Raw genomic sequence first — 16106 nt, 5'->3', positions numbered from 1 at the left:
CCGGGGGCTTCGTGCAATAGAGAGTCGGTCAGCTGAGCGTGAGTGTTCGGATTCTGAGGTCGCCCGTGAAGACCAGATACACATCTTGGGTACCGGTGGTTCTGGTCAAGGGGGCGGTTGCTGTGGTCCAGGAGTAGACGTCACCAGTGGCTGGGACCGGCACCGTCCCGATCAGGCGTCCGGTCGGGGAACCGAGGCGGACCTGGATAGAACCGCCCGCCACGGACGAAACTCCGGCGGTGATGGCCGCCGGGCCGCGCAGGTCGGCGTCTTTGAACGCGATCCAGTCACCGGTCACCGTGCCGCCGACGGCCGTGCCGGTGGGCTTGGTCTCGTCGACCAGCTCGATGCCGAAGTAGTCGTCGAAGTCGCTCGCCCGGGTGAGGCGGGTCAGATCGCGCCGGGGGATCTGCTCGCCGGGAACGTTGACGGTGGTGCGCTGCCGGATCGCGGTCGAGGAGCTGCCGACGAGGACGTCGTGCGTGGCGGATTCGGTGACGAAGCGGTTCCGGGTGACGTCCCAGAGGGCCAGGTCGGATCTGGCGACCTTGAAGCGGACCGTGGTGGACGCGCCGGGGGCAAGGGTCACGCGCTGGAATCCGCGCAGTTGCTTGATCGGCTGCTTCACGCGGGAATGCCGCTGATGGGTGTAGAGCTGAACCACCTCATCCCCGGCGCGGTTTCCTGTGTTCGTCACTTTGACGGAAATTTCGTAACCCGCGCCTTGAGGGGTGACCGTCAGGCCCTGGTAGCCGAAGGTCGTGTACGAGAGGCCGTGGCCGAAGGGGTAGAGCGGGCTGCCTGAGTAGTACAGATACGTCGAACCTGTCTTGATGATGTCGTAGTCGGTGATCGGGGGCAGGGGGGCGCCGGCGCGGTGCCAGGTCTGGGTGAGGCGTCCGGCGGGGTTGACGTCGCCGTACAGGACGTCGGCGAGGGCGTGGCCGGTTTCGGCGCCCGCGTGGGTGGTCCAGAGGATGGCGGGGACGTGGTCCTGGAGCCAGTCGATCGTGGCCGGGTAGCTGTTCTGGAGCACCACGACCGTCTTCGGGTTGGCCGCGCGGACGGCCTTGGCCAGGGCTTCCTGGCCTTCGGCCAGCTTGGTGGAATTACGGTCGTGGTCTTCGCGGCCGTTGATGAACGGCATGCTGCCGACGACGACCACGGCCACGTCGGCGGCCTTCGCGGCGGCGACGGCGGTGGCGATGCCGTCGGTCACAACCTCCTTGGTGAACCTGGCGGCGGTGGCCTTCGCGCCGACCGAAAGCTTCCCATCGGGGTCGACCTGCACGTACGTCTCCGGCAACCAGAACCACGGCTGCGTGACCTCATACCCGACATATCGGATAAGGAAGTTTCCGTCCCCGGCGGGCTCCAGTTTGAACTGCTGCTGGACGAACCAGCCGTTGGGCTGGTCGTCGCGGGTGATGAAGGGCGCGAAGTTCCAGCCGAGATACCGGCCGTTCCCGGCGTTCCGCAACGTCACGACCCCCTCGCCCCAATCGGTCAGATCCCACTGGGCGGCGGAGGTGAGCGCGGCGGCCGTCCCAACGGTGTCGGCGTCTGTGGTGCCCGTCGCGGTGATGTAGCCGCCGGAGGCCACATGCTTGAACGCGACCCGATCCACACCCTCGGTCCCGGTGGCCGTCGCGCGTTCCTTGATGCCGTCGAGGGTGGTCACGCGGTAGGGGAGGTTGCCGCCGTACCAGTCGGTGTAGAGGGTGTCGCCGAGTGGTCCGATGACGGCGATCTTGCGGTTGGGGGTGAGCGGGAGCAGGCCGGAGTTCTTCAGCAGGACGGTGGCTTTGCCCGCTGTCTCCCGGTTGAGCGCGCGGTGCGCGGGCGAGTCCACGACGGCTTTGGTGATGTTCCCGTAGGGGCCGCCGCCGGGATCGAATTCACCCAGCCGGAACCGGATGCTCAGGATGTGGCGGACCGCCGTGTCCACGTCGGTTTCGGTGATCAGCCCGGCCGCCAGCGCGTCGGTCACGGCGGTGGTCGTCCTGGCGGAGTTGGTGTCGTCGGTGGTGAAGCTGTCCACTCCGGCCTTCAGCGTGGCCGCGTCCGCCTGGGCGAGGTCAGGGTAGTAGCGCTGGGAGTCGACCAGGTTGTTGGGCGCGTGCGCGTCGGTCACGTTGAAGAGATCGCGCGTGCTCCAGGAGCGCACGCTGGAGTTCAGGTCGGTGACCGTGGCCGGGCGTCCGTTGACCACGTTGTAGGAGGTCATGACCCCGGTGGCCGCCCCGGCGGAGATGGCCGTGCGGAAGGCGGGCTCCTCATACTCCTTGAGCACCCGCGCCGGCAGGCTGGAGTTGGTCGTGGTCCGGTTGACCTCGTTGTTGTTGGCCAGGTAGTGCTTGAGCACCGGCGCGGCCCGCAAATAGTCGGGATCGTCGCCGGTGATGCCCTTCCCGTACGCGGTGGAGATCGCCCCGGTCAGCAGCGGATCCTCCGAATAGCCCTCCTCGTTGCGCCCCCAGCGCGGATCCCGCAGTAGGTTCACCACGGGCGCCCACAGCTGGAGCCCCCACACCCGGGGATTCTCCGCGTGATACCCCCGCGCCTCGGTGCCGACGGCCGCGCCGACCCGCTTGATCAGCGCCGGGTCCCACGTGCTCGCCAGCCCGACGGCCTGCGGGAACACCGTCCCCGCCGCCGTACGGACCGCGCCGCCCGCCTCGACGTCAGTGGACCAGGCGACGCCGTGCAGCGCTTCGGTGCCCGTCTTGAACGAGCCGATGCCGAGACGTGGCACGGCGGGCTGGTACTGGTGCAGCCAGGAGATCTTCTCGGCCGGCGTGAGCCGCCCGAGCAGGTCGTCGATCCGCTGCGCCAGCGGCAGCCCGGGATCGCGGAACGGGAAGTCGTCGGCGGCCTGCGCGGGAACGGTCCCCATTCCGAGGACCAGGACCAGCGCGAGCAACAATCGTCGGAACATGGGAAAGCCTCCAGGTCAGGATGGCGGCTATTTGATGGCGCCCACGGTGATCCCGCGGGTGAGGGTCCGCTGGAAGATCAGGAAGAACACCACGGCGGGCACGATGCCGAGCAGCGCGGAGGCGCTGGACATGGTGGCGTCCATCAGCCGGTCGCCCTGCAGCACGCCGAGCGCGACCGGCACGGTCTGGTTGTCGTTGGAGATCAGGAAGACCAGGGGCAGGAAGAACTCGTTCCAGGTCCAGATGAAGAAGAAGATGAGCAGCACCGACAGCGTGGGCCGGCTGATCGGCACCACGATCCGCCACAGCGCCCGCCACTTGCTCGCGCCGTCGATGGCGGCGGCCTCCAGGATCTCGGCCGGAAACCTCCCCAGCACCGCCGAAAGCAGATATGTCCCGAAAGCTGCCTGAATAACGGTAAATATCAGGATCACGAAGAGGCGGCTGTCGTAGAGGCCGACCTGTTTGGCCAGGTAGTACAGCGGATAGACGAGCGCCTCCTGCGGCAGCGTGTTCGCCACCAGGAACACGACCAGGATCCAGAGCCGCCCGCGCACCCGCCCGATCCCCAGCGCGTACGCGTTGAGCACGGACAACGCCACCGCGCCCACCGCCACACACCCACTGATCAGCAGGCTGTTCCAGAGCTTGCGGGCGAAATCCACGCGATTCCAGAAATCTACGATCCCGTCGAGATAAATCCCGTCAGGCAACGCCAGCGGCCCCCCGGACGAGTACTCCGCCGGAGACTTGAACGCGTTGACCCCCACCAACAAGAACGGAAATAGCATGACAAATGCCAGGACAATCAGTGCGGCCAGCAGCGAGTACCGTCTCACGTCTCACGCTCCTGAACCCGCAGGAACAGGAACGTCACCACGACGATGATCAGCGCCAGCACGGTCGCGATCGCGGAGCCGTACCCGACATTGACCCGCTGGAAGAAGTTCAGATACGAGAAATACGACGGCACCATGGTCGCCCCCGCCGGTCCCCCGCGGGTCAGGACGAAGATCGGCCCGAACACCTTCAGGGCGGCGATCGTGCAGGTCAGCAGCACCACGAAGAACTCCGGCCGGATCTGCGGCACGGTGATGTGCCAGAACCGCCGCCACCAGGAAGCGCCGTCGATCTCCGCCGCCTCGTACAGCGCCGGATCCACCCGCTGCAACCCGGCCATGAAGATCACCACCGGATACCCCAGCTGGAACCACACCATGATCGCCATCACCGTGGCCAGCGCGATCGACGGATCGCCCAGCCAGTTGACGTCGAGTCCGAAGATCTCGTTCACGGCGCCGTACGAGGGATTCAGCAGCCACCCCCACACCACGCCCGCGATCGCCACCGGCAGCACCTGCGGCAGGTAGAAGGCCGCCCGCAACGCGGACGCCGTACGCGGCCCGAACTTCTTGGCGATGTAGTCGAACAGCGCGGCGGCGAGCACCAGCCCGAGCAGGGTGGGCACCACCGCCATCGCCAGGATCAGCGCCACGTTGTGCTGAAATGACGCCCAGAACCGCTCATCCTTCAGCAGCCTGGCGTAGTTCTCGAACCCGATCCATTCCGGCGTGCCCACCCCCGACCAGCGGGTGAAGCTCGTGGCGACGTTCATCAGGAACGGCGCCACGATCACACCGACGAACAACACGAGGCTGGGGATCAGATAGAGCCAGTATCCCCGCGACCTCATCCGCCGATATCCGCCAGATTCTCGTTGTAGGGCCCGGCGATCTCGTCCAGCACCGCGCCGGGCGCGGTCCCGTTGATCAGCCCCTGTACGCCGGCCACCATCACGTCGTAGTACCCCGGAGCCGGCCAATCCGGATAGAACGCCAGGCCGTCCTGCGCGGACAGCTTGTTGAAGTTCTCCACCAGCTCCTTGCTCTTGGCGTCGGTGATCGCCGCCGGATCGGCCGCCACCGGCAGCCCGCCCGAGTTGCCCAGCAGGTTCTGGATCTCCTTGCTCATCGTGATGTCGATGAAGTCGTAGGCGAGATCCTTGTTCTTGGCCTTCTCCGGCACCACCCAGATGTTGCCCGAGGAGCCCGGCGCCATCTGGTTGCCCGGCCAGAGGAAGGACCCCCACTCGAAGTCCTTGACCGTCGACTGCACCCTGCCGTACCACCAGGAACCGGACACCATGATGGGGAACTTGCCGCTCATGAACGCGACGCCCATGTCCTCGGCCTTGATCCCGGCGGAGTCCTTGTCGACGTAGCCCTTCTTCACCCAGTCGGCGTAGGTGTTGGCGGCATAGGTGAGTTCTGGCCCGTGGAAATCGACTTTGCCCTTATAGAGCTGATAGCTGTCCACCCACGGGCGTTGTGCCTTGCTCAGGGCGAGCAGGTAGAAGATCTGCTGGGCCGGGTATTCGGCGCCCGCGTTGGCGATCGGCGTCACGCCGTCCTTGACGAAGGTGTCCAGAGCGGCGGTGAACTGCTCGTACGTGGTCGGGACTTCCACTTTGTGCTTCGCGAAGAGGTCCTTGTTGTAGTAGACCATCACGTATTCGGCGTAGTTCGGGATGCCGAACCACTTGCCGGAGCCCATGATGCCGCGCTCGTCGTATTTCGCGGTGGTCTGCAGGGACGCCGACAGCGCCTTGTCCCAGCCGCGCTGGGTCGCCTGCTCGGTCAGATCGGTTAAAAGCCCCTGCTTGGACAGCAGCCCGGCGGTCGCGTTGCCCTTGTTGTACTCCATGAGATCGGGCGCTTCATCGGAGTTGAGCACCATTCCGGCGGTCTTCTGGATCTGCTCGAAGCCCTTCTCCTCGAACTTCACCGTGACGCCCGGGTGGGATGCCTCGAACTTCTTGATCGACTCGGCCCAGGCCTTGCCCATCGCGCTGTCGGCGCCCTCGTAGTGCCAGAGCGTGAACGTCTTGGCCTGAGTCCCGCCGGATGATTGGGGGGTGGTGCTATCGGTGCCCCCACAGGCGGCCAGCGCGGCCACCATGAGAACGATGAGTGGGGATTTACGCATTGCGACTCCTAGAGAATGACGGACTCGGCGGTCGCGCCGACGAGCTCGACGTGGGAGATCCGCTTGGGACCGTCGGCTCTGACCACCAGCCGGTCTCCGTCCACCGCCGCGGTCACGGTGGTCGTTCCGTCCAAGTCCCTTATTTCGGTACGGCTTGTGCCTTCAGGCAGCCCGTACACGACAAGGGTGATGTCCGGATCGTCGGCCACCGTGTCGCCCGGGGTGGTCGTGGGGATGAGCGCGCCGTACCGGACGTACAGCGGGATGCGGTCAAGGTGCGGCGAGACGGGGAAATACCGCCCACCGGTCAGGACCTCGCCGGTCCAGTAGTCCACCCACGACCCCGCGGGCAGGTAAACGCTCCGGGAACCATCGGCCGAGGTCATCGGCGCGACAAGCAGATCCGTACCGAACAGGTACTCCAGGTCCGCCTGCCACGCCACCGGATCATCCGGGTAATCGACGCAGAGCGCTCGCATCATCGGCGCGCCCGTCTCAGCCGCGACCACCGCCGCGCTGTAGATGTACGGCATGAGCCGATACCGCAACCGCAACGCGTCGATCGCGCCCTGCTCGGCATGCGGCGGGAACTCCCACGGTTCCCGGCTGGACGTGCCGTGGAAGCGCACCAGCGGAGATAGCGCCCCGAACTGGGACCAGCGGATGTACAGCTCCGGGCTGGGCGTGCCGGTGAAGCCGCCCGCGTCGTGGCTCCAGAACGGGATGCCGGACAGGCCGTGCGAGAGGCCGCCGCGGATCGTGCTGCCCATGGCCGGGTAGGTGGCGTCGACGTCGCCGCTCCACTGGGCGGAGTGGCGCTGCCCGCCCAGGTAGGAGGAACGCGCCCAGACCATGCCATGCCCGGCGACTTCCCGGGTGACGTCGGCGACCAGGTCGTTGAAGAGCAGCGTGTAGACGTTGTGGAGCTCGACGCCGGTCATGCCGTTGAAGGCGATCGAGTCGGCGGGCACCCCTTCGGCGAAGTCGGTCTTGAACACGGCGACGCCTTGCACGAGGAGGGGCTTCAACAGGCCTCGGAACCAGGCGGCCGCGTCCGGATTGGTGAAGTCGACGATGCCGGAAGCCGGGTAGGAGCCATGCCAGACGTCGGCGACATACACCTCGCCGTCACGCTTCTTCAGGAAATATCCGGCGTCGGCGGCGTCGGCGAAGGCTGGGCTCAGGTGGGAAATATACGGATTCATCCATAGGCAGACGCGGAAGCCCTGCTCGGCCAGCTCGGCCAGCATGCCGGCCGGGTCCGGGAACGCCTCCGGATCCCACCGCAGATCCGACCAGTGCCCATCGGTCTGCCAGAACGTGTCCAGATGCAGCACATCACACGGAATGCCCTTGGTCCGGATCGTCCGGGCCCGCTCCAGCACCCGCTCCTGGCTGTCCCGGAAGAACCCCGACGAGATCCACGCCCCGAACGCCCACTTCGGCGGCAGCACCGGCTTCCCGGTCAGCCCGCCGAACCGCGCCAGCACCTGCTCGGGCCCCGGCCCCGCCAGCACGTAGTAGTCGATCAGATCGTCCGGCACCACGATCTGCACGTCGCTGTGCGTGGACTGGCACATGTCGAACTCGACCGGCATGCCACTGTCCACGACGAGCCCGTAGCCTCGGCTGGACAGATAGAACGGCACATTCTTGTACGCACGCTGCGACTCGGCCCCGAACGCGTCGAAGTTCCACATCAGCGGCCGCTGCCCGCGCTTGTTCACCGGCGTGAACGACTCCCCGAACCCGCAGAACGCCTCATCCGCCGGCACCAGGAACGTCTCGTGATAGGCCACGGTCGTCCCGTCCACCGTCGACCGCCCGAACGGCAGCGTACGCAGCCGCCCGCTGATGTCGGGCCGCCCCGGATCCTGCTCGACCAGCACCCGCCCGCTCTCATCGACGAACCGCATATTCCACGGATTCAGCTGGATCTCCACCCGCAACCCGCCCGCGTTCAGCACCACCCGGCTCTCATCCGCCGTCACCACCGCGTGGTACTTCCCCGGCGTCACCATCGAGATCGCCCGCGCCGACCGGGTCCTGGCGTCCGCGTCCTGCATCAACCGGACCCGGATGACCCCCTCCCCCGCCGCACAGATCCGCACCACCAGCGACTCGTCCGCCGACGTGGCCCCCTTGAACGTCACCCCCGCCCAGTCCACGGTCACCACCTCGGCCCGGATCAGCGCGGAAAGCCCCCCTTCCCCCCGCTCCCGAACCGGCAACTCCGGCGGATCCGCCACAAAATACTCACGAGCCACCAACGGCGGACGGTACGGCATCAGAACTCCCCACCCCAGCAGACGACCACTTCGCGAATTAGTTTGCCGTCCATCCCAACAAACGTCAACGCTGTGACGTGGCCGTCCACCAGACCCGCAGACCAAGCCCACCCCAAGCACTTGCCCGGTTTGTCCCGCTATGTGGTAACTTGAGAACTTAGCCAGAGCAAAGCGGGGAATGAGATGTCCAAATTCGTGCACGTCCTGCCCACAGACGACGTGATCCCCCACGAGGGCAGCCCAGACTGCGTCTGCGGCCCCTACACGGAATCCATAGAACTACGCGGCGCCATGTCCGGCCAGGGCCCCGTCGCCGTCCTCTACCGCCACTACGCGGTCATCCCCTGCCGCGACTGGGAAGCCTCCCCGGAAATCATGTGACTGGCACCGCTCGGATCGTGCAGGCCATTGCCTACGACCGCCTGGACGACATGGACGAGGGATCCGTCTCAAGGGCGGCCTGATCGTTCTGGTAAACGGCGACCGCGAAGGGACGTGCGGCGTTCGCTTCGACTCGTTCGCTGATCTTCGAGAACGTCCGGTCGGTGTCCGCGTGCAGCAGCTCAGCCTCCGGCCAGGGATGCACCAGGACCAGGATGCCGCCCGGCGCGGTCAACGAGCGAAGCCGCGCCGAGGCACGGCGGAGCCGGTCCTGCCGCCCGAGGTAGTACAACGTCTCCGCGCAGAACACGAGCTCGAACCGAGCTCGCTCCTCATACTCCAGGACGTCGGCCTGCGCGAACCGCACCCGCGTGCCGTACCTTTCGGTACGCCGTCGCGCGCGTTTCAGGGCTCGTCCGGAGATGTCGATTCCGGTGATCTCCGCAGCGGGATGGGCCTGGGCGAGAAGTTCGGTGAAGACCCCTTCACTGCAGCCCACCTCCACGATCCGGGGGTAGGCGCCAGCCGGCACCTGGTCGAGAGTGGCCAGGTACTTGTGCTGTTCGCGGGAGTCGGTGGCGAGCGACCACGGGTCGGGGCGCCGGTGCCACCAGTCGAAGTACCTGCGCAGCAACGCTCCCTGGACACCGGGAGCGAGGAGCGAGACCGTCTTGAAGAGGGCGCGATGCATCTGGTCTGGAATGGTCACACAACCGGAACCTACGAGCCGGCCCTACGGGAGGTCATGGCGCTGCGGAGGGATCATCGGATCTAGCTCCGCCGTAGGGGGTGACCAGCCCGGTTTGGAACGCGTGCACCGCGGCCTGCGTCCGGTCCCGCAGGCCGAGCTTGGTCAGGATGTTGCTGACATGGGATTTCACGGTCTGCTCGGCGATAACGAGCTGGGCGGCGATCTCGGTGTTGGACAGCCCGTGGGCGATGAGCGCGAGGATCTCGCTCTCGCGTTGGGTCAGCGGGCCGCACCGGTCGCCGTTGAAGGGCCGCGGCGGGCCGAGCCGGGTGAAGGTGCTGATGAGCCGGCGCGTGACGGACGGTGCCAGCATCGCATCCCCATTCGCGACGACGCGGACGGCGTCGGCGAGTTCCCGCGCGGTCGCCTTCTTCAACAGGAATCCGCTGGCGCCCGCCCGAAGCGCCTCATAGACGTACTCGTCCAAGTCGAAGGTGGTGAGAATCAGCACCTTGGTCTGGCCCGCGATGCGACGGGTGGCCGCCAAGCCGTCGAGTTCCGGCATGCGCACATCCATCAGCACCACGTCGGGCCGCAACGCGGCGACCTTGGCCAGGGCGTCCAGCCCGTCGACGGCCTCACCGACCACCTCGATATCGGGCTGGGCGTTCAGCAGGACCGTGAATGCCTCACGAACCATGGCCTGATCGTCGGCGATCAGCACGCGGATCGGCGTCACGTGTCCTCCGTCTCCACAAGCGGCAACCGAACAGTCAGGGCATAGCCGCCACCCGCCCGCGGGCCTGCGGTCAGCTCCCCGTTGAGCATGGCGACGCGTTCTCGCATGCCGAGCAGCCCGTGCCCGGGGCGCGTGGACGGCCGGGGCGGGGTTGCCGGCTGGCCGTTCTCCACCCGGAGGTCAAGGACGTCCGATCCGTAGGTCACCTGGACCTGGAGTTCGGCGCCTTGCGCGTGCTGGAGGGCATTGCTCAGCGCCTCCTGCACGATCCGATAGGCCGACAGTTCCACACCCGAGGGAAGCGAGCGCCGCCTGCCCTCGATCCGCAAGGTCACCGGCGTTCCCGCTGCCTCTACCCGGCCCACCAGTTCCCGCAGGCGATCCAGCGTAGGCTGCGGGCTCGACTCGTCGGAGGTGTCGTTCCGCAGCAGGCCAAGGACCCGATGGAGTTCCGTGAGCGCCTCCACGGCGCTGGCCCGGATGGTGGCGAAGCTGCGGGCCAGCTCTGGGGGAGGGTCGGGGACGCGGTACGGCGCCGCCTCGGCCTGGACCGCCACGACCGACATGTGGTGGGCGACCACATCATGCAGTTCCCGGGCTATCCGGGTGCGTTCGGCCAGCAGAGCGGATCGGGCCTGTTCGTTCTTCGTTCTCCGGTCGGCCAGCGCCGCCCTGCGCAGCGCGTACACGGTCGTGAGCGCCATGCCCGACAGCAGGGACATGTCCCCGAGTCCGATCAGCGTCTGCTCGCCGGGCAGCAACGCCCACAGCGCGACCCCCGCCATCAGCGTGAGCACCCACATCTCGACCAGCAGGCGGACTCGAGCTTCGAAGCCCACCAGCGCCAGGACGACGGCATGGGCCGCCAGCACCGGAGCGGGCCACACCGCACCCTGCAGCGCATCGTGGGATACCACGGCGGACAGTACGGCTGCCGCCAGCGACAGCCACCAGGCCAACCTGGCCTGGAACCTGGACAAGACCACGGAAATCGCCACGGCCAGGCCCAACGTCGCCGCCGAGACGTTGCGAACGCCGTAGTCGTCGACCAGGACATGCCAGACGATCACGGCCAGAAACACGGCGAGCACGCTCACCACTACTTGAGCCATCCATCGTGGAATCTGCGGGGAATCCGAACCACCTCCACCGAACGCGAGGCTCATGCCGTGGGCTCGTACGCGCTTGCTCACCAGGTCTCCCTACCTCGGTCCGACGCTTCCCCACGATCAGTCTGACTCCCCGGGACACTTCGGGCGTATCGGCGGCCTGGCGAAGCCGAAAACGCCGAAAACGGCCCCGCACGAAGCGGAGCCGTGCCCATGTGACAGCTACTGGTGGGTGAACTGGGTCAGCGCGGGGAGTGCTCGGTCGTTGAAGTCGAAGAGGGCCTGGTTCTCCCATTCGTTGCCGGAGGAGGGGTTGGTGGGGTCCCAGCCGTTGCCGGTTACGGCGGTCCAGGTGGGTTCCCAGTAGACGACGCCGAGGCCTCGGCCGTTGGGGATGGACTGGACCAGGGACATGATGTCGCGGAGCATCGCGGACTGGCCGGCCGTCGAGGACGGGTAGCCGGTGACGGGTGTGGCGGAGCTGACCATGTTGCCGAACGCGTCGTCGGTCCCGGGAGTGAACGGGTAGGCGGTTTCGGCGAGGAGGACGGGTTTGCCGTAGCGGGTGGCGATGTCGTCGATGTTGGTCTGGAAGGCGGCGAAGGTGCCGTGCCAGTACGGGTAGTAGGAGACGCCGATCACGTCGTACAGGACTCCGTTGGCGGCGGCGCTGTCGAACCACCAGCGGTAGAGGCCGTTGTCGCCGCCGTTGGCCAGGTGCAGGACGACCTTCGTCGAGCTGGAGACCGCCTTCACGGCGTCGTAGCCGGAACGGATGAGCTGGGCGAGTTGGGCGAAGCGGGAGCTGCGGCCGTCTTCCCAGAGCATGCCGTCGTTGATCTCGTTGCCGACCTGGACCATGTCGGCGGTGGTGCCCTGGGCTTTGAGGGCGTTCAGGACGTCGAAGGTGTGGTTGTAGACGGCGGTTCTGAGCTGGGCGAACGAGAGGGACGTCCAGGCGGCGGGCTTGTACTGCTTGCCGGGGTCGGCCCAGCTGTCGGAGTAGTGGAAGTCGATCAGCAGGCCCAGGCCGAGGGCCTTGGCCCGGGAGGCCATCGCGAGCACTCTGGCCTTGTTGTTGTAGCCGTCGGCGGGGTTCACCCAGACCTTCAGGCGGGCGTAGTTGACGCCGTTGTCGCGCAGGATCGTCAGCGCGTCCCCGCGCACTCCGGCGGCGGTGAAGTACCGCCCGCCGAACGCCTCCGACTTGGGCAGGCTGGACACGTCCGCGCCCTTGATCGACAGCGTGGCCGAGCCGGTCGCGAAGCTCACGTCGTCGAAGTTGGCCCAGCCGCCGGCCGCGGCGGAGGTGTTGAGGCTGACGGTGCACTGGGTGTTCGTCACGGTCTGGGTGACCGCGATCCGCAGCCAGTTCCCGGATACCGGAACGTAGGTGCGGCGTTCCTGGCCGCCGCAGTTCTTGAGGGAGACCCAGCTCTGGCTGGCCGCCCCGGCGCGGACCCAGGCCCGCAGGGTATAGGTCCCGTTGGCGAGGCCGGTCAGCGTCTGATACGTCTCCACCGTGTACGCCGACGACGTCCAGTGCGAGAGCCGGTAGCTGCCGGCGTGCCCGCCCGCCTCCCGGAAGGCGGCGCTGCCCGTGGAACTCCAACCGCCCAAGTTGACGGTTTCGAAGCCCGTGTTGGTGAGCGTGGACGCCGCGTGGGCGGGTAGCGGGATCAGCGCGGCGCCCAGCAGGGCGAGCAGAGCGACGATCCTTCTCATCGGCCCTCCCCCAGCTCTCGCATGGCGGGGAGCGAGCGGTCGTCGAAGTCGAACAGCGCCTGGTTCTCCCAGCCGTTGCCGGAGGCGGGGTCGGTGGGGTCCCAGCCGTTGCCGGGCACGCCGGTCCAGGTGGCCTCCCAATAGAACATGCCGAGGCCGAGGTTGTTGGGCACGGCCCGGATGATCTCGTTCATCTTGCCGAGGAAGGCGGTCTGGCCCGCAGGGGTGGCGGGGTAGCCAGGGTAGGGCTCGGGGGACAGGATGATGTTCTCCCAGCCGTCCTTGTCGGCGGTGGTGAAGGGGTACGCAGTCTCGGCGATGATCAAGGGCTTGCCATAGCGGGTGGCGACGTCGTTGATGTTGGCCTGGAAGGCGTCCAGGGTGCCGTGCCAGAACGGGTAGTAGGACACGCCGATCACGTCGTAGCGGATGCCGTTGGCGGCGGCGTTGTCGAACCACCAGCGGTAGAGGCCGTTGTCGCCGCCGTTGGCCAGGTGCAGCACCACCCGGGTGCGTGAGGAGACGGCCTTGACCGCGTCGTAGCCCGCGTTGAGCAGGCCCGCCATGCCGGGCCAGTTGTCATAGCGGCCGTCCGGCCAGAGCAGGCCGCCGTTGAGCTCGTTGCCGATCTGCACCATGTCGGCGGTGGTGCCCTGGCGGCGCAGCGCGTTGAGCACGTCGTGCGTGTGCCGGTAGACGGCCTGCTTGAGCTGCTCGTACGGCAAAGCCGCCCAAGCCGCGGGTTTGTTCTGCTTGCCGGGATCGGCCCAGCTGTCGGAGTAGTGGAAGTCGACCAGCAGCTTGAGACCGGCGGCTTTGGCGCGGCGGGCGACGGCCAGGACGTGGGTCTTGTCGTTGTAGCCGTCGGCCGGGTCGACCCAGACCTTCAGGCGGATGTAGGTGAGGCCCGCCTTCGCCAGAATGCGCAGCGCGTCCCGCTGGTGGCCGTGCTGGTCACGGTAGACGCCGCCGAACGCCTCCGACTTGGCGAGGCTGGAGACGTCGGCGCCGCGGACAGGGAGCGGATCAGGGCGCGGATGGGCTTGGGCCGGGCCGGACAGGGTCAGGCCCAGGACGACGGCGGTCAGCGCCGCCAGGATTGTTTTCATCGGTCCTCCGGTCAGGAGAGGTGGTGAGCTTCAGTCGGGTTCGTCCAGCCGGACGACCGTGACCTCGCCCGGGGGGACCTGGCCGGTGAAGGGCGTCCTGGCCAGGACATCGGTGCCGGCGATCCCAGGGACGCGCGCCGGGGTATCGGTGTGGTTGATGAGGAAGACGTAGCGGCCGCGGCGGACGTACTCCACGGTGTCGGGGAGGTCGTGCGGGCGGGAGACGGCCGCGCGGTCGAGGATCGGGGTGAGAAGTTCGCGCAGGCCGTCGACGGGGCCGGTGGCGAGATACCAGGCGGTTCCCGCGCCGAGCCGGTTCACGGTCGCGGCGGGGTGGCCGATGTCGGGACCGCTGGTGAACGTCTGGACGGAGCGGGCCCCGGTCAGGCGGACCCGCTCCGACCAGACGCGTGCGGTGGCCCCGCCGGAGAGGGTGACCGTCTCGTGCTCGCGGAGCGGGTGGAACTCCTCGACGGACAGGCCGAGCAGGTCGCGCAGCACGCCGGGGTGGGCGCCCGGATGCACGGTGTCGTGCTCGTTGACGATGCCGGAAAAATACGACACGACGAGGTTCCCGCCGGACTCGACGTAGCGCTGCAGGTTCTTGGCGGAGGCCTCGGTCAGCAGGTACGAGGACGGCGCGATCACCACCCGATATCCCGAAATATCGGCGGAAGGGTGGACGAAGTCGGTGGTGACGTGGGTGCGCCACAACGTTTCGTAGAAGGCGCTGATCCTGTCCAGGAAGGTGAGGTCGCCGGAGGGGCGCCACTCCAGTTCGAGCGCCCAGTAGGACTCCCAGTCCCAGACGATCGCGACCTCGGCGGCGACCCTGCTGCCCCGGACCTCGGCGAGTTCCCGCAGGTCGGAGCCGAGCGCGACGACGTCACGCCAGATCTGGGAGTCGGTGCCCGCGTGCGGGATCATCGCCGAGTGGAACTTCTCGGCGCCGAACCTGGACGCCCGCCACTGGAAGAACATGACGGCGTCGGAGCCCCGGGCGACGTGGGCGAGGCTGTTGCGCCGCATCTCCCCCGGGCGTTTGGCGATGCCGCGCGGCTGCCAGCTGACGGCTCCGGTCGAATGTTCCATGATCATCCAAGGCCCGCCGCCGGCCAGGGAACGGCTCAGATCCGCTGACATCGCCAGGTGGATGTGGTTGTCGCGCCGCTCGCCGTCCAGGTAGTGGTCGTTGGCGATCACGTCCAGTTCGGGCGCCCACCGCCACAGATCCATGGACTTGCAGTTCACGGTTCCGGCGAAGTTGGTGGTGACCGGTTTTCCGGTGCCGCGCAGCAGGTCGCGCTGCAGGCGGTAGTGCGACAGATGGGCGTCGTTGGAGAAACGCGCGTAATCGAGGCGTTGGGCGGGGTTGACCACGGTGTGGCTCCAGCGGGGGGCGTCGATCTCGTCCCAGTCGCCGTACCGCTGACCCCAGAAGGTGGTGCCCCAGGCGTCGTTGAGGGTGTCGAGGCTTTCATGCGCGAGCCGGAGCCATTCGCGCCAGGCGGTGACGCTGGCCGGGCAGTAACACTCGCCGAGCGGCGCGCCGTACTCGTTGTGGACGTGCCACATCACCACGGCCGGGTGCTCGCCGTACCGGTCGGCGAGGCGGGTGACCAGCGCGGATGTGGCCGCGAGGAAGGCGGGATGGCTGGAGCAGGCGCTCTCCCGGCTGCCGAGCCCGATCCGGACCCCCTCGCGCGTCACCGGCACCGAGTCCGGATATTTCCGGGAAAACCAGGGTGGTGGTGTCGCGGTTGGGGTGCCCAGGTTGACCGCGATGCCTGCCGCGTGCAGCCGATCGATGATCTCGTCGAGCCAGCCGAACTCGTACCGCCCCTCGGCGGGTTCCAGCAGGGCCCACGCGAAGATTCCCAGGCTGACCAGGGTCACCCCGGCCTCGCGCATCAGGCGGACATCCTCCTCCTGAACCTCGCGCGGCCACTGCTCGGGGTAGTAGTCGCCGCCATACGCGATGCCCTCCGGCAGAGCGGGATATCCAGGCACAAGCCCCCCAAGCGTGAATCATTTCTGTGAACGTGCACAGTAATGCACGACCTCAAGAGAGGGAAGATATCGCCTAAATCCTGCCAGTTAACGAGAACGTAACGGGCATTGACAGCCAGATATAGCCCCT

Annotated in this window: 12 protein-coding genes; 1 reads left to right on the top strand and 11 read right to left on the bottom strand. The window is 67.3% G+C overall.

Annotation, left to right across the window (positions count from 1 at the left end; all coding sequences use genetic code 11):
- Positions 1-28: 28 nt before the first annotated feature.
- From Aple_RS33260 to Aple_RS33240, 5 genes are read right to left on the bottom strand one after another with little or no spacing between them, the layout of a single operon-like run.
- The gene (locus Aple_RS33260) at positions 29-2938 is read right to left on the bottom strand and encodes a glycoside hydrolase family 3 C-terminal domain-containing protein (protein ID WP_155348692.1); all 2910 of its coding nucleotides are present in this window, start codon (positions 2936-2938) and stop codon (positions 29-31) included.
- Positions 2939-2965: 27 nt separating this feature from the next.
- Positions 2966-3778 (bottom strand): carbohydrate ABC transporter permease, encoded by an 813-nt coding sequence (locus Aple_RS33255; protein WP_246264954.1) that lies wholly within the window; start codon positions 3776-3778, stop codon positions 2966-2968.
- Positions 3775-4632 (bottom strand): carbohydrate ABC transporter permease, encoded by an 858-nt coding sequence (locus Aple_RS33250; protein ID WP_155348691.1) that lies wholly within the window; start codon positions 4630-4632, stop codon positions 3775-3777. The genes Aple_RS33255 and Aple_RS33250 overlap by 4 nt, the downstream gene beginning before the upstream one ends.
- Positions 4629-5924, bottom strand: a complete 1296-nt coding sequence (locus tag Aple_RS33245) for an ABC transporter substrate-binding protein (protein ID WP_174889909.1) — start codon at positions 5922-5924, stop codon at positions 4629-4631. Before Aple_RS33245 ends, Aple_RS33250 begins: the two co-directional genes overlap by 4 nt.
- An 8-nt stretch (positions 5925-5932) precedes the next feature.
- Entirely contained in the window at positions 5933-8212 is a 2280-nt protein-coding gene (locus Aple_RS33240) for a TIM-barrel domain-containing protein (protein ID WP_155348690.1), read from the bottom strand.
- Between the two features lie 183 nt (positions 8213-8395).
- On the opposite strand from Aple_RS33240, the gene Aple_RS33235 reads away from it, so the two are divergent.
- Positions 8396-8593 carry a hypothetical protein gene (locus Aple_RS33235; RefSeq protein ID WP_155348689.1) on the top strand — a complete coding sequence of 66 codons (198 nt, stop codon included), beginning with the start codon at positions 8396-8398 and terminating at the stop codon, positions 8591-8593.
- Positions 8594-8624: 31 nt separating this feature from the next.
- On the opposite strand, the gene Aple_RS33230 is transcribed toward Aple_RS33235, so the two are convergent.
- The 6 genes from Aple_RS33230 to Aple_RS33205 all read right to left on the bottom strand — a co-directional run bounded on the left by Aple_RS33230 (position 8625) and on the right by Aple_RS33205 (position 15976).
- Complete coding sequence (locus Aple_RS33230) at positions 8625-9302, bottom strand: class I SAM-dependent methyltransferase (protein WP_155348688.1); 678 nt, start codon at positions 9300-9302, stop codon at positions 8625-8627.
- A 34-nt stretch (positions 9303-9336) separates the two neighbouring features.
- Positions 9337-10023, bottom strand: a complete 687-nt coding sequence (locus Aple_RS33225; RefSeq protein ID WP_155348687.1) for a response regulator transcription factor — start codon at positions 10021-10023, stop codon at positions 9337-9339.
- Positions 10020-11135, bottom strand: a complete 1116-nt coding sequence (locus Aple_RS33220; protein ID WP_218038614.1) for a sensor histidine kinase — start codon at positions 11133-11135, stop codon at positions 10020-10022. The genes Aple_RS33225 and Aple_RS33220 overlap by 4 nt, the downstream gene beginning before the upstream one ends.
- A gap of 219 nt (positions 11136-11354) precedes the next feature.
- Entirely contained in the window at positions 11355-12857 is a 1503-nt protein-coding gene (locus Aple_RS33215) for a glycosyl hydrolase 53 family protein (RefSeq protein WP_155348685.1), read from the bottom strand.
- The gene (locus Aple_RS33210) at positions 12854-13966 is read right to left on the bottom strand and encodes a glycoside hydrolase family 53 protein (RefSeq protein ID WP_155348684.1); all 1113 of its coding nucleotides are present in this window, start codon (positions 13964-13966) and stop codon (positions 12854-12856) included. The genes Aple_RS33215 and Aple_RS33210 overlap by 4 nt, the downstream gene beginning before the upstream one ends.
- Before the next feature lie 30 nt (positions 13967-13996).
- A complete protein-coding gene (locus Aple_RS33205; RefSeq protein WP_246264953.1) occupies positions 13997-15976 on the bottom strand; it encodes a beta-galactosidase in 1980 nt (659 codons plus the stop codon).
- Positions 15977-16106 lie beyond the last annotated feature (130 nt).

It is taken from the genome of Acrocarpospora pleiomorpha (assembly GCF_009687885.1).
GTDB classification, from domain to species: domain Bacteria; phylum Actinomycetota; class Actinomycetes; order Streptosporangiales; family Streptosporangiaceae; genus Acrocarpospora; species Acrocarpospora pleiomorpha.
This window is presented reverse-complemented; position numbering and strand designations above follow the sequence as displayed.